General features: G+C 60.1%; 15 protein-coding genes. 6 read left to right on the top strand and 9 right to left on the bottom strand.

Going from position 1 to position 16,100, the window contains the following annotated elements; all coding sequences use genetic code 11:
• Positions 1-6 precede the first annotated feature (6 nt).
• The gene (locus tag RLCC275e_RS15890; protein WP_245485042.1) at positions 7-960 is read left to right on the top strand and encodes an ROK family protein; all 954 of its coding nucleotides are present in this window, start codon (positions 7-9) and stop codon (positions 958-960) included.
• Positions 961-1,047: 87 nt separating this feature from the next.
• Here RLCC275e_RS15890 and aptA read toward each other — a convergent pair whose 3' ends face one another.
• The 6 genes from aptA to RLCC275e_RS15860 all read right to left on the bottom strand — a co-directional run bounded on the left by aptA (position 1,048) and on the right by RLCC275e_RS15860 (position 6,866).
• The gene (aptA, locus tag RLCC275e_RS15885) at positions 1,048-2,373 is read right to left on the bottom strand and encodes an omega-aminotransferase AptA (RefSeq protein ID WP_033180138.1); all 1,326 of its coding nucleotides are present in this window, start codon (positions 2,371-2,373) and stop codon (positions 1,048-1,050) included.
• Positions 2,374-2,728: 355 nt separating this feature from the next.
• The gene (locus RLCC275e_RS15880) at positions 2,729-3,046 is read right to left on the bottom strand and encodes an ArsR/SmtB family transcription factor (RefSeq protein ID WP_003561417.1); all 318 of its coding nucleotides are present in this window, start codon (positions 3,044-3,046) and stop codon (positions 2,729-2,731) included.
• A gap of 115 nt (positions 3,047-3,161) precedes the next feature.
• Positions 3,162-3,911 carry a HugZ family pyridoxamine 5'-phosphate oxidase gene (locus RLCC275e_RS15875; RefSeq protein ID WP_033180661.1) on the bottom strand — a complete coding sequence of 250 codons (750 nt, stop codon included), beginning with the start codon at positions 3,909-3,911 and terminating at the stop codon, positions 3,162-3,164.
• 31 nt (positions 3,912-3,942) lie between these two features.
• Positions 3,943-4,995 carry a choline ABC transporter ATP-binding protein gene (gene choV / locus RLCC275e_RS15870; RefSeq protein WP_003561412.1) on the bottom strand — a complete coding sequence of 351 codons (1,053 nt, stop codon included), beginning with the start codon at positions 4,993-4,995 and terminating at the stop codon, positions 3,943-3,945.
• Complete coding sequence (gene choW, locus RLCC275e_RS15865; protein WP_033180662.1) at positions 4,992-5,837, bottom strand: choline ABC transporter permease subunit; 846 nt, start codon at positions 5,835-5,837, stop codon at positions 4,992-4,994. Before choW ends, choV begins: the two co-directional genes overlap by 4 nt.
• Positions 5,838-5,909: 72 nt before the next feature.
• Complete coding sequence (locus RLCC275e_RS15860; RefSeq protein WP_033180139.1) at positions 5,910-6,866, bottom strand: choline ABC transporter substrate-binding protein; 957 nt, start codon at positions 6,864-6,866, stop codon at positions 5,910-5,912.
• A gap of 236 nt (positions 6,867-7,102) precedes the next feature.
• Here RLCC275e_RS15860 and RLCC275e_RS15855 point away from each other — a divergent pair, with 236 nt between their 5' ends.
• The 3 genes from RLCC275e_RS15855 (at position 7,103) to RLCC275e_RS15845 (ending at position 10,133) form a co-directional block, all read left to right on the top strand.
• A complete protein-coding gene (locus RLCC275e_RS15855) occupies positions 7,103-7,705 on the top strand; it encodes a thymidine kinase (RefSeq protein ID WP_033180140.1) in 603 nt (200 codons plus the stop codon).
• Between the two features lie 75 nt (positions 7,706-7,780).
• Positions 7,781-8,854, top strand: coding sequence for a hypothetical protein (locus RLCC275e_RS15850; protein ID WP_033180141.1), 1,074 nt, complete (start codon positions 7,781-7,783; stop codon positions 8,852-8,854).
• A gap of 148 nt (positions 8,855-9,002) precedes the next feature.
• Complete coding sequence (locus RLCC275e_RS15845; protein WP_033180142.1) at positions 9,003-10,133, top strand: DUF2333 family protein; 1,131 nt, start codon at positions 9,003-9,005, stop codon at positions 10,131-10,133.
• 11 nt (positions 10,134-10,144) lie between these two features.
• On the opposite strand, the gene RLCC275e_RS15840 is transcribed toward RLCC275e_RS15845, so the two are convergent.
• Together RLCC275e_RS15840 and RLCC275e_RS15835 are read right to left on the bottom strand one after the other, a co-directional pair.
• On the bottom strand, positions 10,145-10,606 hold the full coding sequence (locus RLCC275e_RS15840; protein WP_033180143.1) for a PAS domain-containing protein: 462 nt from the start codon (positions 10,604-10,606) through the stop codon (positions 10,145-10,147).
• A 46-nt stretch (positions 10,607-10,652) separates the two neighbouring features.
• Positions 10,653-11,378, bottom strand: coding sequence for a helix-turn-helix transcriptional regulator (locus RLCC275e_RS15835; RefSeq protein ID WP_033180144.1), 726 nt, complete (start codon positions 11,376-11,378; stop codon positions 10,653-10,655).
• A 477-nt stretch (positions 11,379-11,855) separates the two neighbouring features.
• Between RLCC275e_RS15835 and RLCC275e_RS15830 the strand changes: the two genes are divergently transcribed.
• A complete protein-coding gene (locus RLCC275e_RS15830; protein ID WP_033180145.1) occupies positions 11,856-13,538 on the top strand; it encodes a COG3904 family protein in 1,683 nt (560 codons plus the stop codon).
• A gap of 82 nt (positions 13,539-13,620) precedes the next feature.
• On the opposite strand, the gene RLCC275e_RS15825 is transcribed toward RLCC275e_RS15830, so the two are convergent.
• On the bottom strand, positions 13,621-14,151 hold the full coding sequence (locus tag RLCC275e_RS15825; RefSeq protein ID WP_012758496.1) for a TIGR00645 family protein: 531 nt from the start codon (positions 14,149-14,151) through the stop codon (positions 13,621-13,623).
• 259 nt (positions 14,152-14,410) lie between these two features.
• On the opposite strand from RLCC275e_RS15825, the gene RLCC275e_RS15820 reads away from it, so the two are divergent.
• Entirely contained in the window at positions 14,411-16,090 is a 1,680-nt protein-coding gene (locus RLCC275e_RS15820) for a formate--tetrahydrofolate ligase (protein ID WP_033180146.1), read from the top strand.
• Positions 16,091-16,100 lie beyond the last annotated feature (10 nt).

The raw sequence follows: 16,100 nt of genomic DNA, 5'->3' as shown, positions 1-16,100 counted from the left end.
AGAGCCATGGATGCCATCCTGATCGATTTTGCGGGACAAACTTGCGCGTTTGAGACCCACGACTACGACCATCCGGATCCGGAGAGCATAAGGCGCCTCGGTGGCGGGGCGATCGGGCGGTTCAGATCCCAGCTCGGCAGCGTTGAGAGTTCGCGCCTGATCGGCATCGGGATATCAGCCCCTTACTTCATCGGCGGATGGGACGAGGAACTCGGCTTTCCCGGTGATGTCCAGCTCGCCTGGCGGTCCTTCGACCTGAAGGCCCATTTCTCAGACACGCACAATCTTCCTGTCATGATCGAGAACGACGCGTCAGCGGCTGCCGTCGCGGAACTGGTGTACGGGTTGGGGAAGAAATTTTCTGATTTCCTGCATATTTCGCTCAGCACCTTCGTCGGCGGAGGGCTCGTTCTCGACGGAACATTGCAGACCGGTCCGAACGGCAATACGGCCGCCTTCGGTCCTTTCCCGGTCACGCATTCAACTTTGAGCTCCGTTCCAAAGCCGACAGGAAAATTCGAAGTCCTGCTGCATCGAGCGTCGATCTACACGCTGGTCCATCATCTCAGAACAAACGGGATAGACATAAAACGTGTCCGGGATCTCGACCCGATGCCGGCGACCGCGCGGACCCTGGTCTCGGAGTGGCAGGATGACTGCGCGGATGCTCTTGCTCAGGCAATCATAGGAAGCATTGCCGTCGTGGATGTCGAAGCTGTCGTCATCGACGGGCTTCTTCCCGCACCATTGCTCATGGAAACCGTGGCTCGCGTCCGGCAATGTTTCTCCGAGATGGTTCCACCCGGATTGATCGCGCCCACCATAACCGCCGGAGCATTAGGCGCACGGGGGTCTGCGCTCGGAGCAAGCATCCTCCCGCTCTACCTGATGTTTGGTCCCGATACTGGCGTCCTTATGAAAAAGGGCAACGATAAGAAGCCTCTTTTGATTGGCTCATAAGAGCTAAGCTCGCTCGTCTTCAGAAACGAAAAGCCCGCGAGGATTTCGTCCGCCGCGGGCCGTGGGCTGCGAAGCCTCAGAGCTTTCTCAGACGTTGTTCTGCAGGATTGTCCGCAGCTTGCCGAAGAGCTCGTCGATGTGGTGCTTCTCGATGATCAGCGGCGGGGAGAGCGCGATGATATCGCCGGTGGTGCGGATCAGCAGGCCGCTTTCGTAAGCTTTCAGGAAAGCGGTGAAGGCGCGCTTGGTGGGCTCGCCGGCGATCGGGTCGAGTTCGATCGCGCCGATCAGGCCGGTGTTCCTGATGTCGATGACATTGGGGCAGTCCTTCAGCGAATGCAGCGCGTCGGCCCAATAGTCGGAAAGCTCGGCGGCGCGTGTCAGCAGGCCCTCCTCTTTGTAGGTGTCGAGCGTGGCGAGGGCCGCGGCGGAGGCGATCGGGTTGCCGGAATAGGTGTAGCCGTGGAAGAACTCGATCATGTGCTCCGGACCGTTCATGAAGGCATCATGAATCTCGGAGGTGACGAAGACGGCGCCCATCGGGATGACGCCGTTGGTCAATCCCTTGGCGGCAGTGATCATGTCAGGCTTGACGTCGTAATATTGCGCGGCAAAGGGGGCGCCGAGGCGGCCGAAGCCGGTAATGACCTCGTCGAAGATCAGAAGGATGCCGTGTTTGGTGCAGATCTCGCGCAGCTTCTGCAGGTAGCCCTTCGGCGGGATCAAGACGCCGGTGGACCCCGCCACCGGCTCGACGATGACGGCTGCGACAGTGGAGGCGTCATGCAGGGTGACGATACGCTCGAGCTCGGTGGCGATGTCGCCGCCATGCTCGGGCTCGCCGCGGGTGAAGTTGTTCTTGCCGGGCTGGTGGGTGTGCGGCATGTGATCGACGCCGGTCAGAAGCGTGCCGAACATCTTGCGATTGGTGACGATGCCGCCGACGGAGATGCCGCCGAAATTGACGCCGTGATAGCCGCGCTCGCGGCCGATCAGACGGAAGCGGGATCCATTGCCCTTCACGTGGTGATAGGCGAGCGCCACCTTGAGCGCGGTCTCGACGGATTCGGAACCGGAATTGGTATAGAGAACGTGGTTCAGGCCTTCCGGAGCAATGTCGACCAGGCGGTTTGCCAGTTCGAAGGCCTTGGGATGGCCGAGCTGGAAGGCCGGCGCGTAATCGAGCTCGCCGGCCTGCTCGCGGATCGCCTCGGTGATCTTCGGCCGGCAGTGGCCGGCATTGACGCACCAGAGGCCAGCCGTGCCGTCCAGCACCTGACGGCCGTCATGGGTGGTGTAGTACATGTCCTTGGCGCCGACGAACAAACGCGGCTCCTTCTTGAACTGGCGGTTCGCCGTAAACGGCATCCAGAAGGCGCGAAGATCGTTCGGTGCATTGAGGCGATTGGACATGCTGTTCTCCTGGCCGCTGACGGCCCTTTCCCGGGGGCTGTACGCCCAAATTTTTACTGCCCGGTCAAATTATCAGGGCTTCCCAAGGCGTCAACGGGAAAAGTCCCGAAAGCTCCCCTGACAGGAGGCTCAAGCAGCTTCGATCGATCACGGGGCGAGCGCTTCAGCGCGGTCGGGCTGCAATTCCTTCCCTGCGGCGAAAGGAGCAGAAAGGCCAGGCTTTCAAAGGCACGACCGGCAAATCGCAAATTTGCCGGTCGTGCCATAAGGTTCACGTGCTGAAACATCGTTGCCAGGCCTCCGGGAACATTCCCTTGCAGCACGGCATCGGCCGACATTCATGTCAGCGCTATCATCAGGCGGCGGATCTGTTCCGGTTCTGCACCAGGTAGATGTCTTCGAGCGTTGCCAGGATCTTCATGACCGGCTCCGAGGTGCTCGAATAATAGATGGTTTGTGCGTCCCGGCGGGTCTTGACCAGCTTTTGAGCGCGCAGCTTCGACAGGTGCTGAGAGAGAGCCGACTGGCTGAGCCCGACCTGCGTCGCAAGCACGCCGACGGCCACTTCGCCCTTCACGAGGCTACACAGGATCAGCAATCTCTTCGGGTTTGCCATGGCCGACAATAAAGCTGCCGCCACGTTCGTGTGATCGGCCAAATCAGAGGTTTCCATATGTTATCTTCCTAATGCAAAACGTACATCAAGCGTGTTGGCGCAGGCCGCCAGCCGGGATTTTGACTGACACCAAAAACTAGCAACTGGGCTCGAAGATTGTATATACCTAAATTTAAGGTATCGAGTATGCTATTTTAGACATGTTTGAACAAATGTGATCGGTATCCACAGCGAGGGTTTCGAACTCGTATCGCAGCAGCAAATCGCCGGAAATCATGTCGAAACCTGAGGAATCGATACCACAAATGCGCCAAGAGCCGGATTCCGGCGCCTTTAGCCTGATAGCGAGGCTTTCCTCGACGTCGGGGTGGCGTTCTACTAAATCTCGCACTGCTTCTGCTGCCCCGACGGCAATCGCCTCATTCGCGGCCGACTGGATTACGAGATCGTTCCCATCCAGCTGGTAGGCGCGGCCGAAGCCGCCATTGAGGTTGGCCTGTTCAGGCTTGAGACGGAAGAACACGAAATCAGGAAAGTCGATATAAAGCTTCGCCTTGGTGTGGCGAGCAAGAAAACGCGTGCGGATACGCTCGTAGAATGCATTGCTGCGCTCGACGGGTTCTGCCACGCACTGGGTCGTCAGACGAGCATAGGCGAGGGGATCGCCCTTGCCGGGCTCGCCAGTCAGGAGCGAGGCGCGCGGGTCGCCAGTGAGCGCCCTGGTATGGGCCGACAGCTGCGAAACCAGGATGACGGGGGTGCCGTCGATATCGGTGGCGACGAGCACGCGGCTGGCGAAGGGGAAGCCGGTCTCAGGGTCGAGAACGGCAATCGCCGCGTATCGTGCGGAGCGCAGAAGCACGCGGGCAAGCTTGCGGGCATCGTCGTCGGTTTCGCGTAAGGGCGAGGGCTGATCTTTCATATCCGCTTTGTGACAAAGCGGATGGAAAACATCAAGCTTCCTGCTTGCGGCGATGGCGGGTGAGGCCGGCAACGATATCCTGAGCCGAGATGGTACCGACGATCGCGCCGTTCTCGACGATGCCGATACTGCCCGGCTGGCGGGCAAGGGCATCGAGGATATCGATGAGCGGGGTCGCGGCGCGGGCCGTGGCGCTGACGCTCATGCCGGCGGCAGTCTGGCCGAGGCCTGGCTGCATGACGTCGGCGGCCGTCAGCATGTTGATCGGATTGAGGTTCTGCACGAAGTCGGCGACATACTGGTCTGCGGGGTTCTTGACGATGTCGTGCGGCGTCCCACACTGGATGATGCGGCCGCTCTCCATGATGGCGATGCGATTGCCGATGCGGAAGGCCTCGTCGAGATCGTGGCTGACGAAGAGGATGGTCTTCTTTAGCCGCCGCTGGAACTCCAGGAGCTCGTCCTGCAAACGGGTGCGGATCAATGGGTCGAGCGCCGAGAACGGCTCGTCCATGAGCAGGATGGGGGCGCCGGTGGCAAAGGCGCGGGCAAGGCCGACACGCTGCTGCATGCCGCCCGAAAGCTCGTTGACCTTGCGGCCTGCCCATTTCGTCAGGTTGACCAGTTCAAGCTGCTCGCCGACGCGGAGCTTGCGTTCGGCCTCCGGCATGCCGGCGAGCTCTAGGCCGAAACCGACATTGTCGGCGACGGTGCGCCAGGGCAGGAGGGCGAACTGCTGGAACACCATGGAGACGGTGTGGGTGCGCAGATCTCGCAGCGCCTTGGCATTGCATCTGTAAGGGTTGACGGGGCCGGTGGTCGTGGAGACGGCGACATCGCCACGCACTACGGGAGCGAGCCCGTTGACGGCGCGCAGCAGCGTCGACTTGCCGGAGCCGGAAAGGCCCATCAGCACCAGGATCTCGCCTTCCTCGATTGTCAGCGAGGCATCCGCGACGCCGAGCACCAAGCCGGTCGCGGCGCCGATTTCGTCGCGCGATTTGCCCTGATCGACCATGGCAAGTGCGGTTTCCGGCCGATCGCCGAAGACGATGCTCACATTGTTAAAGCTTACCGCGGTCATGCACCGCCTCCTTCACCCGCCGTGCGGAACATCCGGTCGAGAATGATTGCCAGGATGACGATGCAGAAGCCCGCCTCGAAGCCCTTGGCGATATTGACGGTGTTCAGCGCGCGGACGACGGGCACGCCAAGCCCGGGAGCGCCGACAAGCGCGGCGATGACGACCATCGACAGCGATAGCATGATGGTCTGGGTGAGACCCGCCATGATCTGCGGCGTGGCGTAGGGAAGCTCGATCTTGCGCAACACCTGTATCGGCGTCGCGCCGAAAGCGACGGCGGCTTCGACGAGGGACGGCGGCGTCGAGATGATGCCGAGGCGCGTCAGCCGGATCGGAGCGGGGATTGCGAAGATGACGGTGGCGATCAGGCCCGGCACCATACCGAGGCCGAACAGGATGAGCGCCGGGATCAGATAGACGAACGTCGGTATGGTCTGCATGAGATCGAGTACCGGGCGCATGGCAGCATAGACCCAAGGGCGGCGGGCGGCGGCAATGCCGAGCGGAATGCCGATCACCATACAGACGAAGGTGGCGGCGAGCACGAGGGCGAGCGTCTCCGTCGTTTCCTTCCAATAGTCCTGGTTCACGATCAGCAGCAGCCCGAGACAGGTAAAGACGGCGACTGCGATCGACCGGCGCAGCCAAAAGGCGATGGCGGTGATGGCAGCAATGACGATCAACGGATGGGGCTTCTGCAGCACGAAAAGCAGGCCGTCTATGGCGCTCGACAGCAGGAAGGCGATCTGGTTGAAGAACCATTCGCCGTTCGAGGTCAGCCAGTCCACGAAGGATTTGGCCCAGGGGCCAACGGGAATCTTAAATTCGGTGATCCAATTCAAGGGCGCGCCCATCCAGAAAAACAACAATCGGACAAAAATGAAGCGGGGCGGCGAGCCGCCCCGTTCGTATCATCAGAGGCCGAGGCCGGTCTTGGCGGCGGCGAGAGCGTCGCCCTTGCCGTCGCGGGTCTTGACGCCCGCGAGCCAGGGCTCGATCGCTGCGGGGTTCGCCTTCAGCCATTCGGAAGCTGCAGCTTCCGGCTCTTTGCCGTCGTTCAGGATTTTGCCCATAATGTGGTTCTCCATGTCGAGGGAGAACGTCAGGTTCTTCAGCATCGTGCCGACATTCGGGCATTCGTCGAGATAACCGGCGCGGACATTGGTGAAGACCTTGGCGCCGCCGAAATCCGGACCGAAGATATCGTCGCCGCCGGTGAGGTAGGTCAGCTTGAAGTTGGTGTTCATCGGATGGGGTTCCCAGCCGAGGAAGACGACGGGCTTGCCCGCTTTGTCGGCACGGGCGACCTGGGCGAGCATGCCCTGTTCGGAGGATTCGACGACTTCCAGATCCTTCAGGCCAAAGGTGTTCTTTTCGATCATGTCCATGACGAGGCGGTTGCCGTCATTGCCAGGCTCAATGCCATAGATCTTGCCGTCCAGATCGTCCTTATGAGCGGCGATGTCCTTGAAGTCCTTGATGCCGAGTTCCGCACCCTTGGCGTTGGTGGCGAGCGTATACTTGGCGCCGACCAGGTTGGGGCCGAAGGATTCGACCGACTTGTCGTCGAGATACGGCCGGACGTCCTTTTCCTGTGTCGGCATCCAGTTGCCGAGGAAGATGTCTATGTCCTTGTTCTTCAGCGAGGTGTAGGTGACCGGCACCGAGAGAACCTTGATGTCGGTCTGATAGCCGATGCTCTTCAGGACAACGGATGCGGTGGCGGTGGTGGCGGTTATATCCGTCCAGCCGACGTCCGAGAAATGAACGGTGGAGCAGCTGTCGGGATCGGCGGCGAAGGCAGCGGTCGCAACGGAGAGGGCGGCGACGGCAGTTGCGGTAACGAGTTTGAACGTGCTTGTTGTTTTCATTTTAGACTCCCAGTCTTTAAGTTCCCAAGCCAACCATCAATAACCGAGTTTGACAAGCGACCTCAGTGCGTTTGCGCCGTATCGACCCATGCGATTGCGACGTCCGCGGATTTTTTCGCAAAGCCTTGTTTTCGGGGCTTTCAGTGGTTTTCGAGCTGGATTCCTGTGATTATCGCTCCCTCAGGGCTTTTCTTTGCCATTCCAAGCTTTCAATAAGCCGATTAAGGAGAAATCGGATGGCAAAACTCTATTTCAACTACTCGACGATGAACGCCGGCAAGTCGACGATGCTGCTGCAAGCCTCCTATAATTATCAGGAGCGCGGCATGCGCACGGTACAGCTGATCGCTGCTTTCGACGAGCGCGCGGGCCGAGGCGTCATCGGCTCGCGGATCGGCTTGGAGGCGAGCGCCATTCCCTTCGAACCGCATGAGGATCTATTCCGGTTGGTTGCAACGCTGAGCGGCGAAGGAGCACCGATTTCCTGCATCTTCGTCGACGAGGCGCATTTCATGACGCCTGTCCATGTCTGGCAGCTTGCCCGCGTCGTCGACAGGCTCGGAATCCCTGTGATGGTCTACGGGCTGAGAACCGATTTCCAGGGCAAGCTGTTTCCGGCCTCGCAGGAACTGCTGGCGATCGCCGATGAAATGCGCGAGGTGCGCACGATCTGCCATTGCGGGCGCAAGGCGACGATGGTTGTGCGGCTCGACGCGGAAGGAAAAGTGCTGCACGAAGGCGCCCAGATCGATGTCGGCGGCAACGAGAAATATGTCTCACTTTGCCGCAAGCATTGGGACGATGCTATGAACGGTGCCTGGATCGCCGAGCCAGTCTGAAGCCGGCGACACCGCCTGTTTTCTTTGGCGCCGCAAGCGACTAGCTTGGGTCAGGAGATTCCCTGGAGAGATCAGGTGCGCAAACCCCTGCCATTCGACAGCCAGTATGAAGCCACAGGCAGCCTTGCCGAGAGGATTGCGGCCGAGGGGGCCTATTGCGTGGCTGCGATCGGCGCCTTCAGCGGCGACGAAACACGATCGGCCGACGAGGTCTTCCTCGAGCAGAATGCCCGCTTCCAGGCCCATATCGCCGATGCTGCGGCGCTCGACGCCCAACTGGCCGAGCTGGTCGTTTCCCTCGACCGGCTGACGGCCGAGGTTTCTGCCGATCTCGACAGTTTCCGGGGGCTGACGCTGCGTGAGAAGATGGCCGGCTGGGTGTCGCGCCAGCGGATGTGGCGCATGTATACCGAACGCGTGCGCGAGGCGCCCGTCATCGAGCGGCTGCTCGATCTTTTGACGAAATCGGACGCGCTCGCCAGGCTGATTGCCAGCCAGCGCGCCGCGCTTACCGAACGGCACAAGGCGGCTGAACTCAGCCTTGTCGATATCGTCGAGCAGCGGCGCCGGCTGGTCGTTTCCATCGATATCGCCCGCCTCAAGATGAAGGAGCTCAATGCCAAGGCGCTGACGACGCAGGGCCGTATCGGCGTCTATGGCAACAGGGCGCATTGGGAGCAGATGGAGGCGGAGCGGCGGGCGCTGAAGGCGGAGGCCGAGCGGATTTCCGCCGGGGAGCACGAGATGCGCGACGACAGCCAGCGGCGTGAGCGCTTCATCGGCCTGTTCCAGACCTTTGTCGATTCGCTGAACGGCCGGATCGCCGCCCGCAACGCGCTGCTGCGCAAGCTGTTGATCGACGTGGAGGAGCGGCTGATCATCTACCAGGCGCAGGTCGATACCGACCGGCCGGGTATGAAGGTGAGGATCAAGCCGGAGCTATTTCCCGATATCGCTGCGCCGATCAGGCTGTTCGAGAAGGGCATGCTGGTCGCCCAGGATCTGGAGCGGCGCAAGAGCCGCGCCGATCTCGAATTCGCCAGAAGGTTCCCGGCCTATGCCGATCCGCCGCCGGAAACATCGGGAGCGCCTCTGATCGATACGGCGCGCAGGTCCTTCCGTTTCAGCCGGCCTTTCTTGCGCTCCTGACCAGCAGGGCGCGGGCAATACCCCTCTCCCAATGCTTTCATTCCGGAAAATCGAAGGGTTCGTGTTGTGCTCGGCCCATCGAGCGCATATGTGGGATGCAGCGGGGCGGCAATGTCCCGATGTTCGCCTCGCCTGACAGGAGACGACGATGCTTGACCGGATAGCCGGTTTTTTCAAGCTGATCGGCCAGACGATCGGCCGTTGGGCCCGCCTGTTTTCCGCCTGGGCTTTCTGGCCCTTTCTTGCTGCGCACGGCTGGTATCAGCGCCGGAGCTGGATGATCCGGCTGCCTGTGATCGCGCTCGTGGTGCTGCTCGTCGGGCTCTACGGCTATTTCTTCTGGCAGACGCAGGCCTGGACGAATTTCAATCCCGCATTCGTCGACCAATATCGGCTTTCGGAGCGCAAGGTTGCAGCCGGGCAGGATGTGCCGGTCGCCGAGGGGGCTGCTGCCACGGCGCCGAAGACCTGCCAGCGCTCGGCGATCGTCGACGTCGCGGCCGACCTGACCGATTTTAACGTCAACCAGAACGCATGGATTTCCTCCATGGTGCTCTACAAGGCGGGCTTCTTCGGCATCGACTGGGACCATACGCCGTTTTTCGACAACAAGGCGTCGTTCCAGCGTGGCGTCAACCAGGCAGTGCGGCGCACCTCGGTGGAACTCGTCGACACGCTCGGGCGCGTGCGCGGCACATCGGGCATCAATAACGACCTGCAGAGCGCGCGTGGCAACCTGCAGTTTGACGAATACAGCTGGTATTTCGGGCTCAATCCGTTCGGGCCGAAGACGCCGACGCCCTCCTATTATCGCACGGCGATCGAAAAGCTGCGCAAGTTCAACACCGATCTTGCCGCCTGCAACGCCACCTTCGACGGCCGCGCCGACAATCTTGTGCAGTTCATCGACCGTATCGCCAACGATCTCGGCGGCACCTCCGACATGCTCGCCGAGCGCTCGGAAAATCACAATCGCGGCTGGTTCGATACACGCGCCGACGACCGGTTCTGGTTCGCCTATGGCCAGCTCTACGGCTATTACGCGATCATGGCGGCCGCCCAGGCGGATTTCTCGCAGGTGGTGCAGGAACGCAATCTCGGCGCGATCTGGGGCAGCACGACGCGGCAGTTCCAGGCCGCACTGCGCATCCAGCCGGCGATCATCTCGAACGGGCGCGAGGATGGCTGGATCATGCCGAGCCATCTCGCCACGATGGGCTTCTATATTCTGAGGGTGCGCTCGAACCTCGTCGAGATCCGCTCGGTGCTTGACCGCTAAAACGTCTGGAGTCAGCGGGGTATCGTGTTGTCCTCGAAGCCGACGACGCGCAGTTTCTCGACGAATTCATAGGTGATGCCGACGATGCCGCCGCCGATTTCATCATTACGGAAGCGGCCGACGCTGCGCACCAGCTTGTGGCCGCCAAGGCGATTGTCGACGCGATAGACGAAATGGAAGCCGACGCCATGAAGGCTCGCCTCCTCGAAGGTTTGGGCGATCAGGCTGCGGTCCTCCTCGTGGATGCGCGACATCAGCTCTGTCAGGTTGACAGGGCCGTCGCTGTAGGGGAGGCCGAAGATCGCGTGGACATCCTCGCTTGCAAAGAAATGTCCGGTCTCGATGTCGATGCGCCAGAAGCCGAAAAGACGATAGGCAGCGAGCATCTGGACGACTTCCGCATCGGTAATGCCGATGTGGGCGCGGGATTGTTCTGTCTTGTCAATGACGGGCTGTTCGAAGTGAAGAGGCACGTTTCCCCCAGATCACGGGACGAAGTGCCGACTCTCTTCTGATTTCTCAGTTGATCAGCTTCAATCGAATTGCCTTAGCTACCAATTGGGTCCGGTTGACGCAATCAAGTTTTTTGATCGCGTTCGTCATATAGGCATTCACCGTATGGTCCGAGAGTGTGAGGATCTGACCGATTTCGATCGAGGTCTTGCCCTGGGCAGTCCAGCGCACAACTTCTAGTTCTCTGGTTGACAGCGCGTTATGCGTGCATTCCTCGTTACGTTTGACTGCATTGTATGCATCAAGTGCATGGAGAATGATCATTGCCAGCTCGTTGATTTCGCTTTGGCCGAGTGCGGCACGCTCGCCGCAGAACCAAAAGACCAGGCGCTGGCCGTCAGCTGCAATGGTCGGCATGGCAACGCCTGCCGGTATGGCATGGCGCAGCATCAGGGCACGAAGTTCGGCGGGGAAAGCCTGGCCATTGGAGGCGTCGTTGAGATGCCATGCCGGCGGCACAGCAGACTGCCTCAGCCTTAGGCCGAAAGGGCAGCCGCGCATCATGTGAGCGCGGTCGAAATCCCTTACATAGGCGGCCGGAAGCGAGCTCTCGATCAGCAGAGGTTTCAGGAGGAGGTCTTCCGGGGAGGGGGCATGCATCAGCGTCGCATGCGACAATCCGAAGGCTGCGGAGACCCTGCCAAGCGCCTGCGCAAACAGGCTGCGCGTTCGTGCGGTCGAAAGCTCTGCGGAAAGCAATGACTGTCTTTCAGAGGTAGTCATGTAAGACATTTGTACGCCCCCGGCAGCCCCAATGTTACCGCTATCAAATACAGAAAATCTGCGGGATGCTAGCCCCAATTGACTTAAGGCAAGCCGATTCATTCGAATTGTGAAAAATTAGCCACAGTCTCTCGCGCTTCGGTTGAGTTTCGACTTGCAAACATAGCGTTCCGGTATCGTTGAGTTCCTTCATGGCGGCATGACAACGGTCTCGCGCAGCCGGGCGGAGAGAATCACTTGGGAGAGTTTCGTGGGAGAACTCGGGTCTCTCTAGCACGGGCGCAAAGGCGGAGGACCGATCTGCCTGCAGCGCCTTGCGCTGGAGCAGGTGATCTGCGTGAACGCGGCCGCAGCGGGTCGCTGTTTCAGGCCGATTGCGGTGAGAGAACAGAGATAATAGGGACGGTAGCAGGCGGCGAAATCCGACTTGCTGGCAGTCAAGCCAATTGCTAAGCGTATGCTCAGTACAACTGAGGCAATTTAATCGTGCGCTTTGCAATTTCCTTTTTGGTGAAGTGTCTATTTTCCCGATTATTACTTGTTTTTCTCGTTTTGACCTTGCCGATCGGCGCGGCAACCTCGCAGGCCGCCGGGGAGAAAAAGGCAGCGCATCCTCCGATGAATTTCATCCTCGTGCGTAGTCTTCTCTGCCAGGAAAACTGTCCGGAATGGATATCAGCGGAGGGGCGTATAACGTCCGATACGCCCGCCAGGCTGAGAAAAATACTCAAGAAGATCGGTGGCCGTAAATTGCCTGTCGTTTTCCGTTCCGAAGGCGGCGACGTCGATGCCGCCTATGCGATGGGCCGGATGATCCGCAAGGCCGGGCTGGAAACGGCGGTCGGCGGCACGCGGCTCAAAGATTGCCCGGTTGGGGATACGCGCTGCCAAGCCGCTATTGCCAAGGACGGTAGCGCGGTCGGTTACACCTATTCGTCCGGCGCATACTGCTTTTCTGCTTGTCCGCTGGCGTTGGCGGGCGGTGTGTCGCGTGTCTCGTCGCAATGGGCCTTGATCGGCGTCCACCAGATCACGACCATCTATAATAAGGTGCGTGTTTCCTATCGCATCGAATACAAGATCGTGAACGGCAAGAAAAAGGAGATCTCCCGCAAGGAGGTCGGACGCAAGGTGGCGGGGCAGAGCAGTTCCACCAAACTTGGAAAGAAGGCTACCGCTGCCTTGACGGCCTATTTGAAGGAAATGGGCGTCAGCGAAGATGTGATCGGTCTGATGATGAGCGCCACGCCTGACAACATCAATATAGTACCGGCTACAGAGGCACTTCGAACAGGTCTCATCACGGACATGTTGTCCTACAATGAGTGGCCTGGTATGCCGCTCTGCGCCCCAGATGCAGTGGCCGAGGCTGTCTGTCACAGCCATCCGGTGGCCGAAGCCCCTGTGGTGGCTAAGGCGCCTGTATCTCAAGCCCCCGTGCAGAATGCGGTCGCGGAGACAAGCGAGAAACTGCCGAAAACCCAGCCGATGGACTTCCTCCTGATGTCCAATGGCAACTGCCAGGAAGAGTGCACGCAGTGGATTTCTGCGGACGGAGACATCATGCCGGATACGCCGGCTCGGCTGAAGGCGATGTTGACGACGCTCGGCGAACGAAAGCTGCCGATCGTCCTTCAATCTAATGGCGGGGACACGGATGCGGCTTTCGTGATGGGGCGCATGATCCGTGCTGCAGGTCTGGAAACCTCGATTGGCAGAACGCAGTTGCCGAATTGTCCAAAGCTGGATCCGCGTTGCAAAGCCAGCATCGCCAAAAGCGGACCGACCGAGGGCGAAGTCTTTGCCGGCCGTGCGTACTGTCTTTCGACCTGCACTCTTGTCCTGATGAGCGGAACGCCGCGGATGGTCGGATATTCGGCAATCGGCATCGTCAGGCCCACGACGGCTGAATATACGAGAATTTTAGCTTATTTCGACGAGATGGGCGTGAGCGCCGACACATACGAGACGATGATGCCCGCTACATCAACTGAGCGAGGAAGTATCATACTTCCTTCTGAGGCCCTCAAGCTTGGCATCATCAATGGTATCATCCCCTATGATGAAGAGCCCGGCTTGCATGTCTGTGGGCCGGAGGCGAAGGAAAGCCTTCGATGCCCCAGAAAAGCTGAGGCAGAGATCGTTCCTGTTGCTGCTTCGGTCAATTGATCTCAGGACTCGAAAGAGCATAGCTCGGCGTTTTCGTCGGGCTGCTGCTTGTTGAAGCTCCGAAGGCGCCTCGTGACGCCTGTCAGTCCTTATCCTTCAGATCATTTTTCGACGTGACGCTCATCAGCTTCTCCAGGAAACCGAGCATGACGGCGGAGGCGACGAAGGCGAGGTGCATGAGGGTCAGCCACATGATCTTGCCGTCCGCATATTTGTCGGCATTGAGGAAGACCTGCAGTAGATGGATGGAGGAGATAGCGACGATCGAGGAGGCGACCTTGATCTTGAGGCTGCCTGAATCGAGCTTGCCAAGGAAGGAGACCTCGTTGTCGGCCTCGCTGGCCTCGTCGAAGCGGCTGACGAAATTCTCGTAACCCGAAATCATCACCATGACGATCAGGCTGGCAACGAGGGCAGCGTCGATCAGGCCGAGCATAGCAAGGATCATCTCCGCCTCGTCAAGCTCGAAGACGCCGGAGGCGATCTTCAGGAACTTGTAGGCAAAGGAAACGGCATAGACGGCGAGCGCCGCTACCAGGCCGATATAGAAGACGACAAGGATCCAGCGGCTCGACAGGATGATGCGCTCGATGATGAGTTCCAGTGATTTCATGTTTTCAGCCTGTGAAACCGCAATTGTCGTCCGCCACATAAACGCCTAGCGCATCGACCCGAAAATCGAAACCGATTTTCGGGTCGATGCGAGGATTGAAAGTGTTACAGCGTCCTTTGCGCGTCTGAAAAGACGCGCGGCGCTGTAAGCGTGGCGGCCGCAAGGCGCAGCACTATTCACACCCCGTCGATATTTCGCTATCTCGATGAAGAGAAAAATAACGACTCCGCGCCCGCGGAGGTCGGGCGGGGGAACATCTATGCCATCCATCAAATCCGATATCGAAATCGCACGCGCCGCGGCCAAAAAGCCAATCTTCGAAATCGGGGCGAAACTCGGCATTCCGGTCGAGCAGCTCGTGCCCTATGGTCACGACAAGGCGAAGGTCAGCGCCGAGTTCATCGCCGCGCAGGCGGGCAAGAAGGACGGCAAGCTGATCCTCGTCACGGCGATCAATCCGACACCGGCCGGCGAGGGCAAGACGACGACCACGGTCGGGCTCGGCGATGGGCTGAACCGGATCGGCAAGAAAGCCGTTGTCTGCATCCGCGAGGCCTCGCTCGGTCCCTGCTTCGGCGTCAAGGGCGGGGCGGCCGGCGGCGGTTATGCGCAGGTCGTGCCGATGGAAGACATCAACCTGCATTTCACCGGCGATTTTCATGCGATCACCTCGGCGCACAACCTGCTGGCGGCGATGATCGACAACCACATCTACTGGGGCAACGAAGAGAATATCGACATCCGCCGCATCACCTGGCGGCGGGTCATGGACATGAACGACCGGGCACTCAGAAGCATGGTCTCCTCGCTCGGAGGCGTCGCCAACGGTTTCCCGCGCCAGGGCGGGTTCGACATCACCGTCGCCTCCGAGGTGATGGCGATCCTCTGCCTCGCCACCGACCTCAAGGATCTGGAGCGGCGGCTTGGCGACATCATCATCGGCTATCGTTTCGACCGGACACCAGTGCATGCGCGCGACCTGAAAGCCGACGGCGCCATGGCGGTGCTGTTGAAAGATGCGATGCAGCCGAACCTGGTGCAGACGCTGGAGAACAATCCGGCCTTCGTGCATGGCGGGCCCTTCGCCAATATCGCCCATGGCTGCAATTCGGTGACGGCGACCAAGACGGCGCTGAAGCTTGGTGACTATGTGGTGACGGAAGCAGGCTTCGGCGCCGATCTCGGAGCGGAAAAATTCTTCGATATCAAGTGCCGCAAGGCCGGGCTGAAGCCGGATGCGGCAGTCATCGTCGCGACCGTCCGGGCGCTGAAGATGAATGGCGGGGTGAAGAAGGAGGATCTCGGCACCGAGGATGTCGCGGCGCTGAAGAAGGGCTGCGCCAATCTTGGCCGCCACGTCGCCAATGTGCGTCGTTTCGGCGTGCCCGTCGTCGTGGCGATCAACCATTTCGTCTCGGATACCGACGCCGAGATCGCGGCGGTCAAGGAATTTGTCTCAAGGCTTGGCGCCGAGGCGATCCTCTGCCGCCACTGGGCGCTGGGTTCGGCCGGCATCGAGGAACTGGCGCACAAGGTGGTGGAACTGGCCGAGTCCGGGCAGGCGAAATTCCAGCCGCTCTATGGCGACGACATTTCGCTGTTCGAGAAGATCGAGATCGTCGCCTCGAAGATCTACCATGCCGGTGAAGTGACGGCCGACAAGGCGGTGCGCGATCAGTTGCAGACATGGGAGGAGCAAGGTTACGGCAAGCTGCCGATCTGCATGGCGAAGACGCAATATTCCTTCTCCACCGATCCGAACCTGCGCGGCGCGCCGGAAGGCCACATCGTCACCGTGCGCGAGGTACGGCTTTCGGCGGGAGCGGGCTTCGTCGTCGCCATCACCGGCGAGATCATGACGATGCCGGGCCTGCCGAAATCGCCGTCGGCGGAACGGATTTTCTTGAACGATCAGGGCTATATCGAGGGATTGTTCTGATCCGGTGACG

This window comes from Rhizobium brockwellii (genome assembly GCF_000769405.2).
In the GTDB taxonomy this organism is placed as follows: Bacteria; Pseudomonadota; Alphaproteobacteria; order Rhizobiales; family Rhizobiaceae; genus Rhizobium; species Rhizobium brockwellii.
Note: the sequence above shows the minus strand (reverse complement) of the source record. Positions and strands in the feature narration are given on the sequence as shown.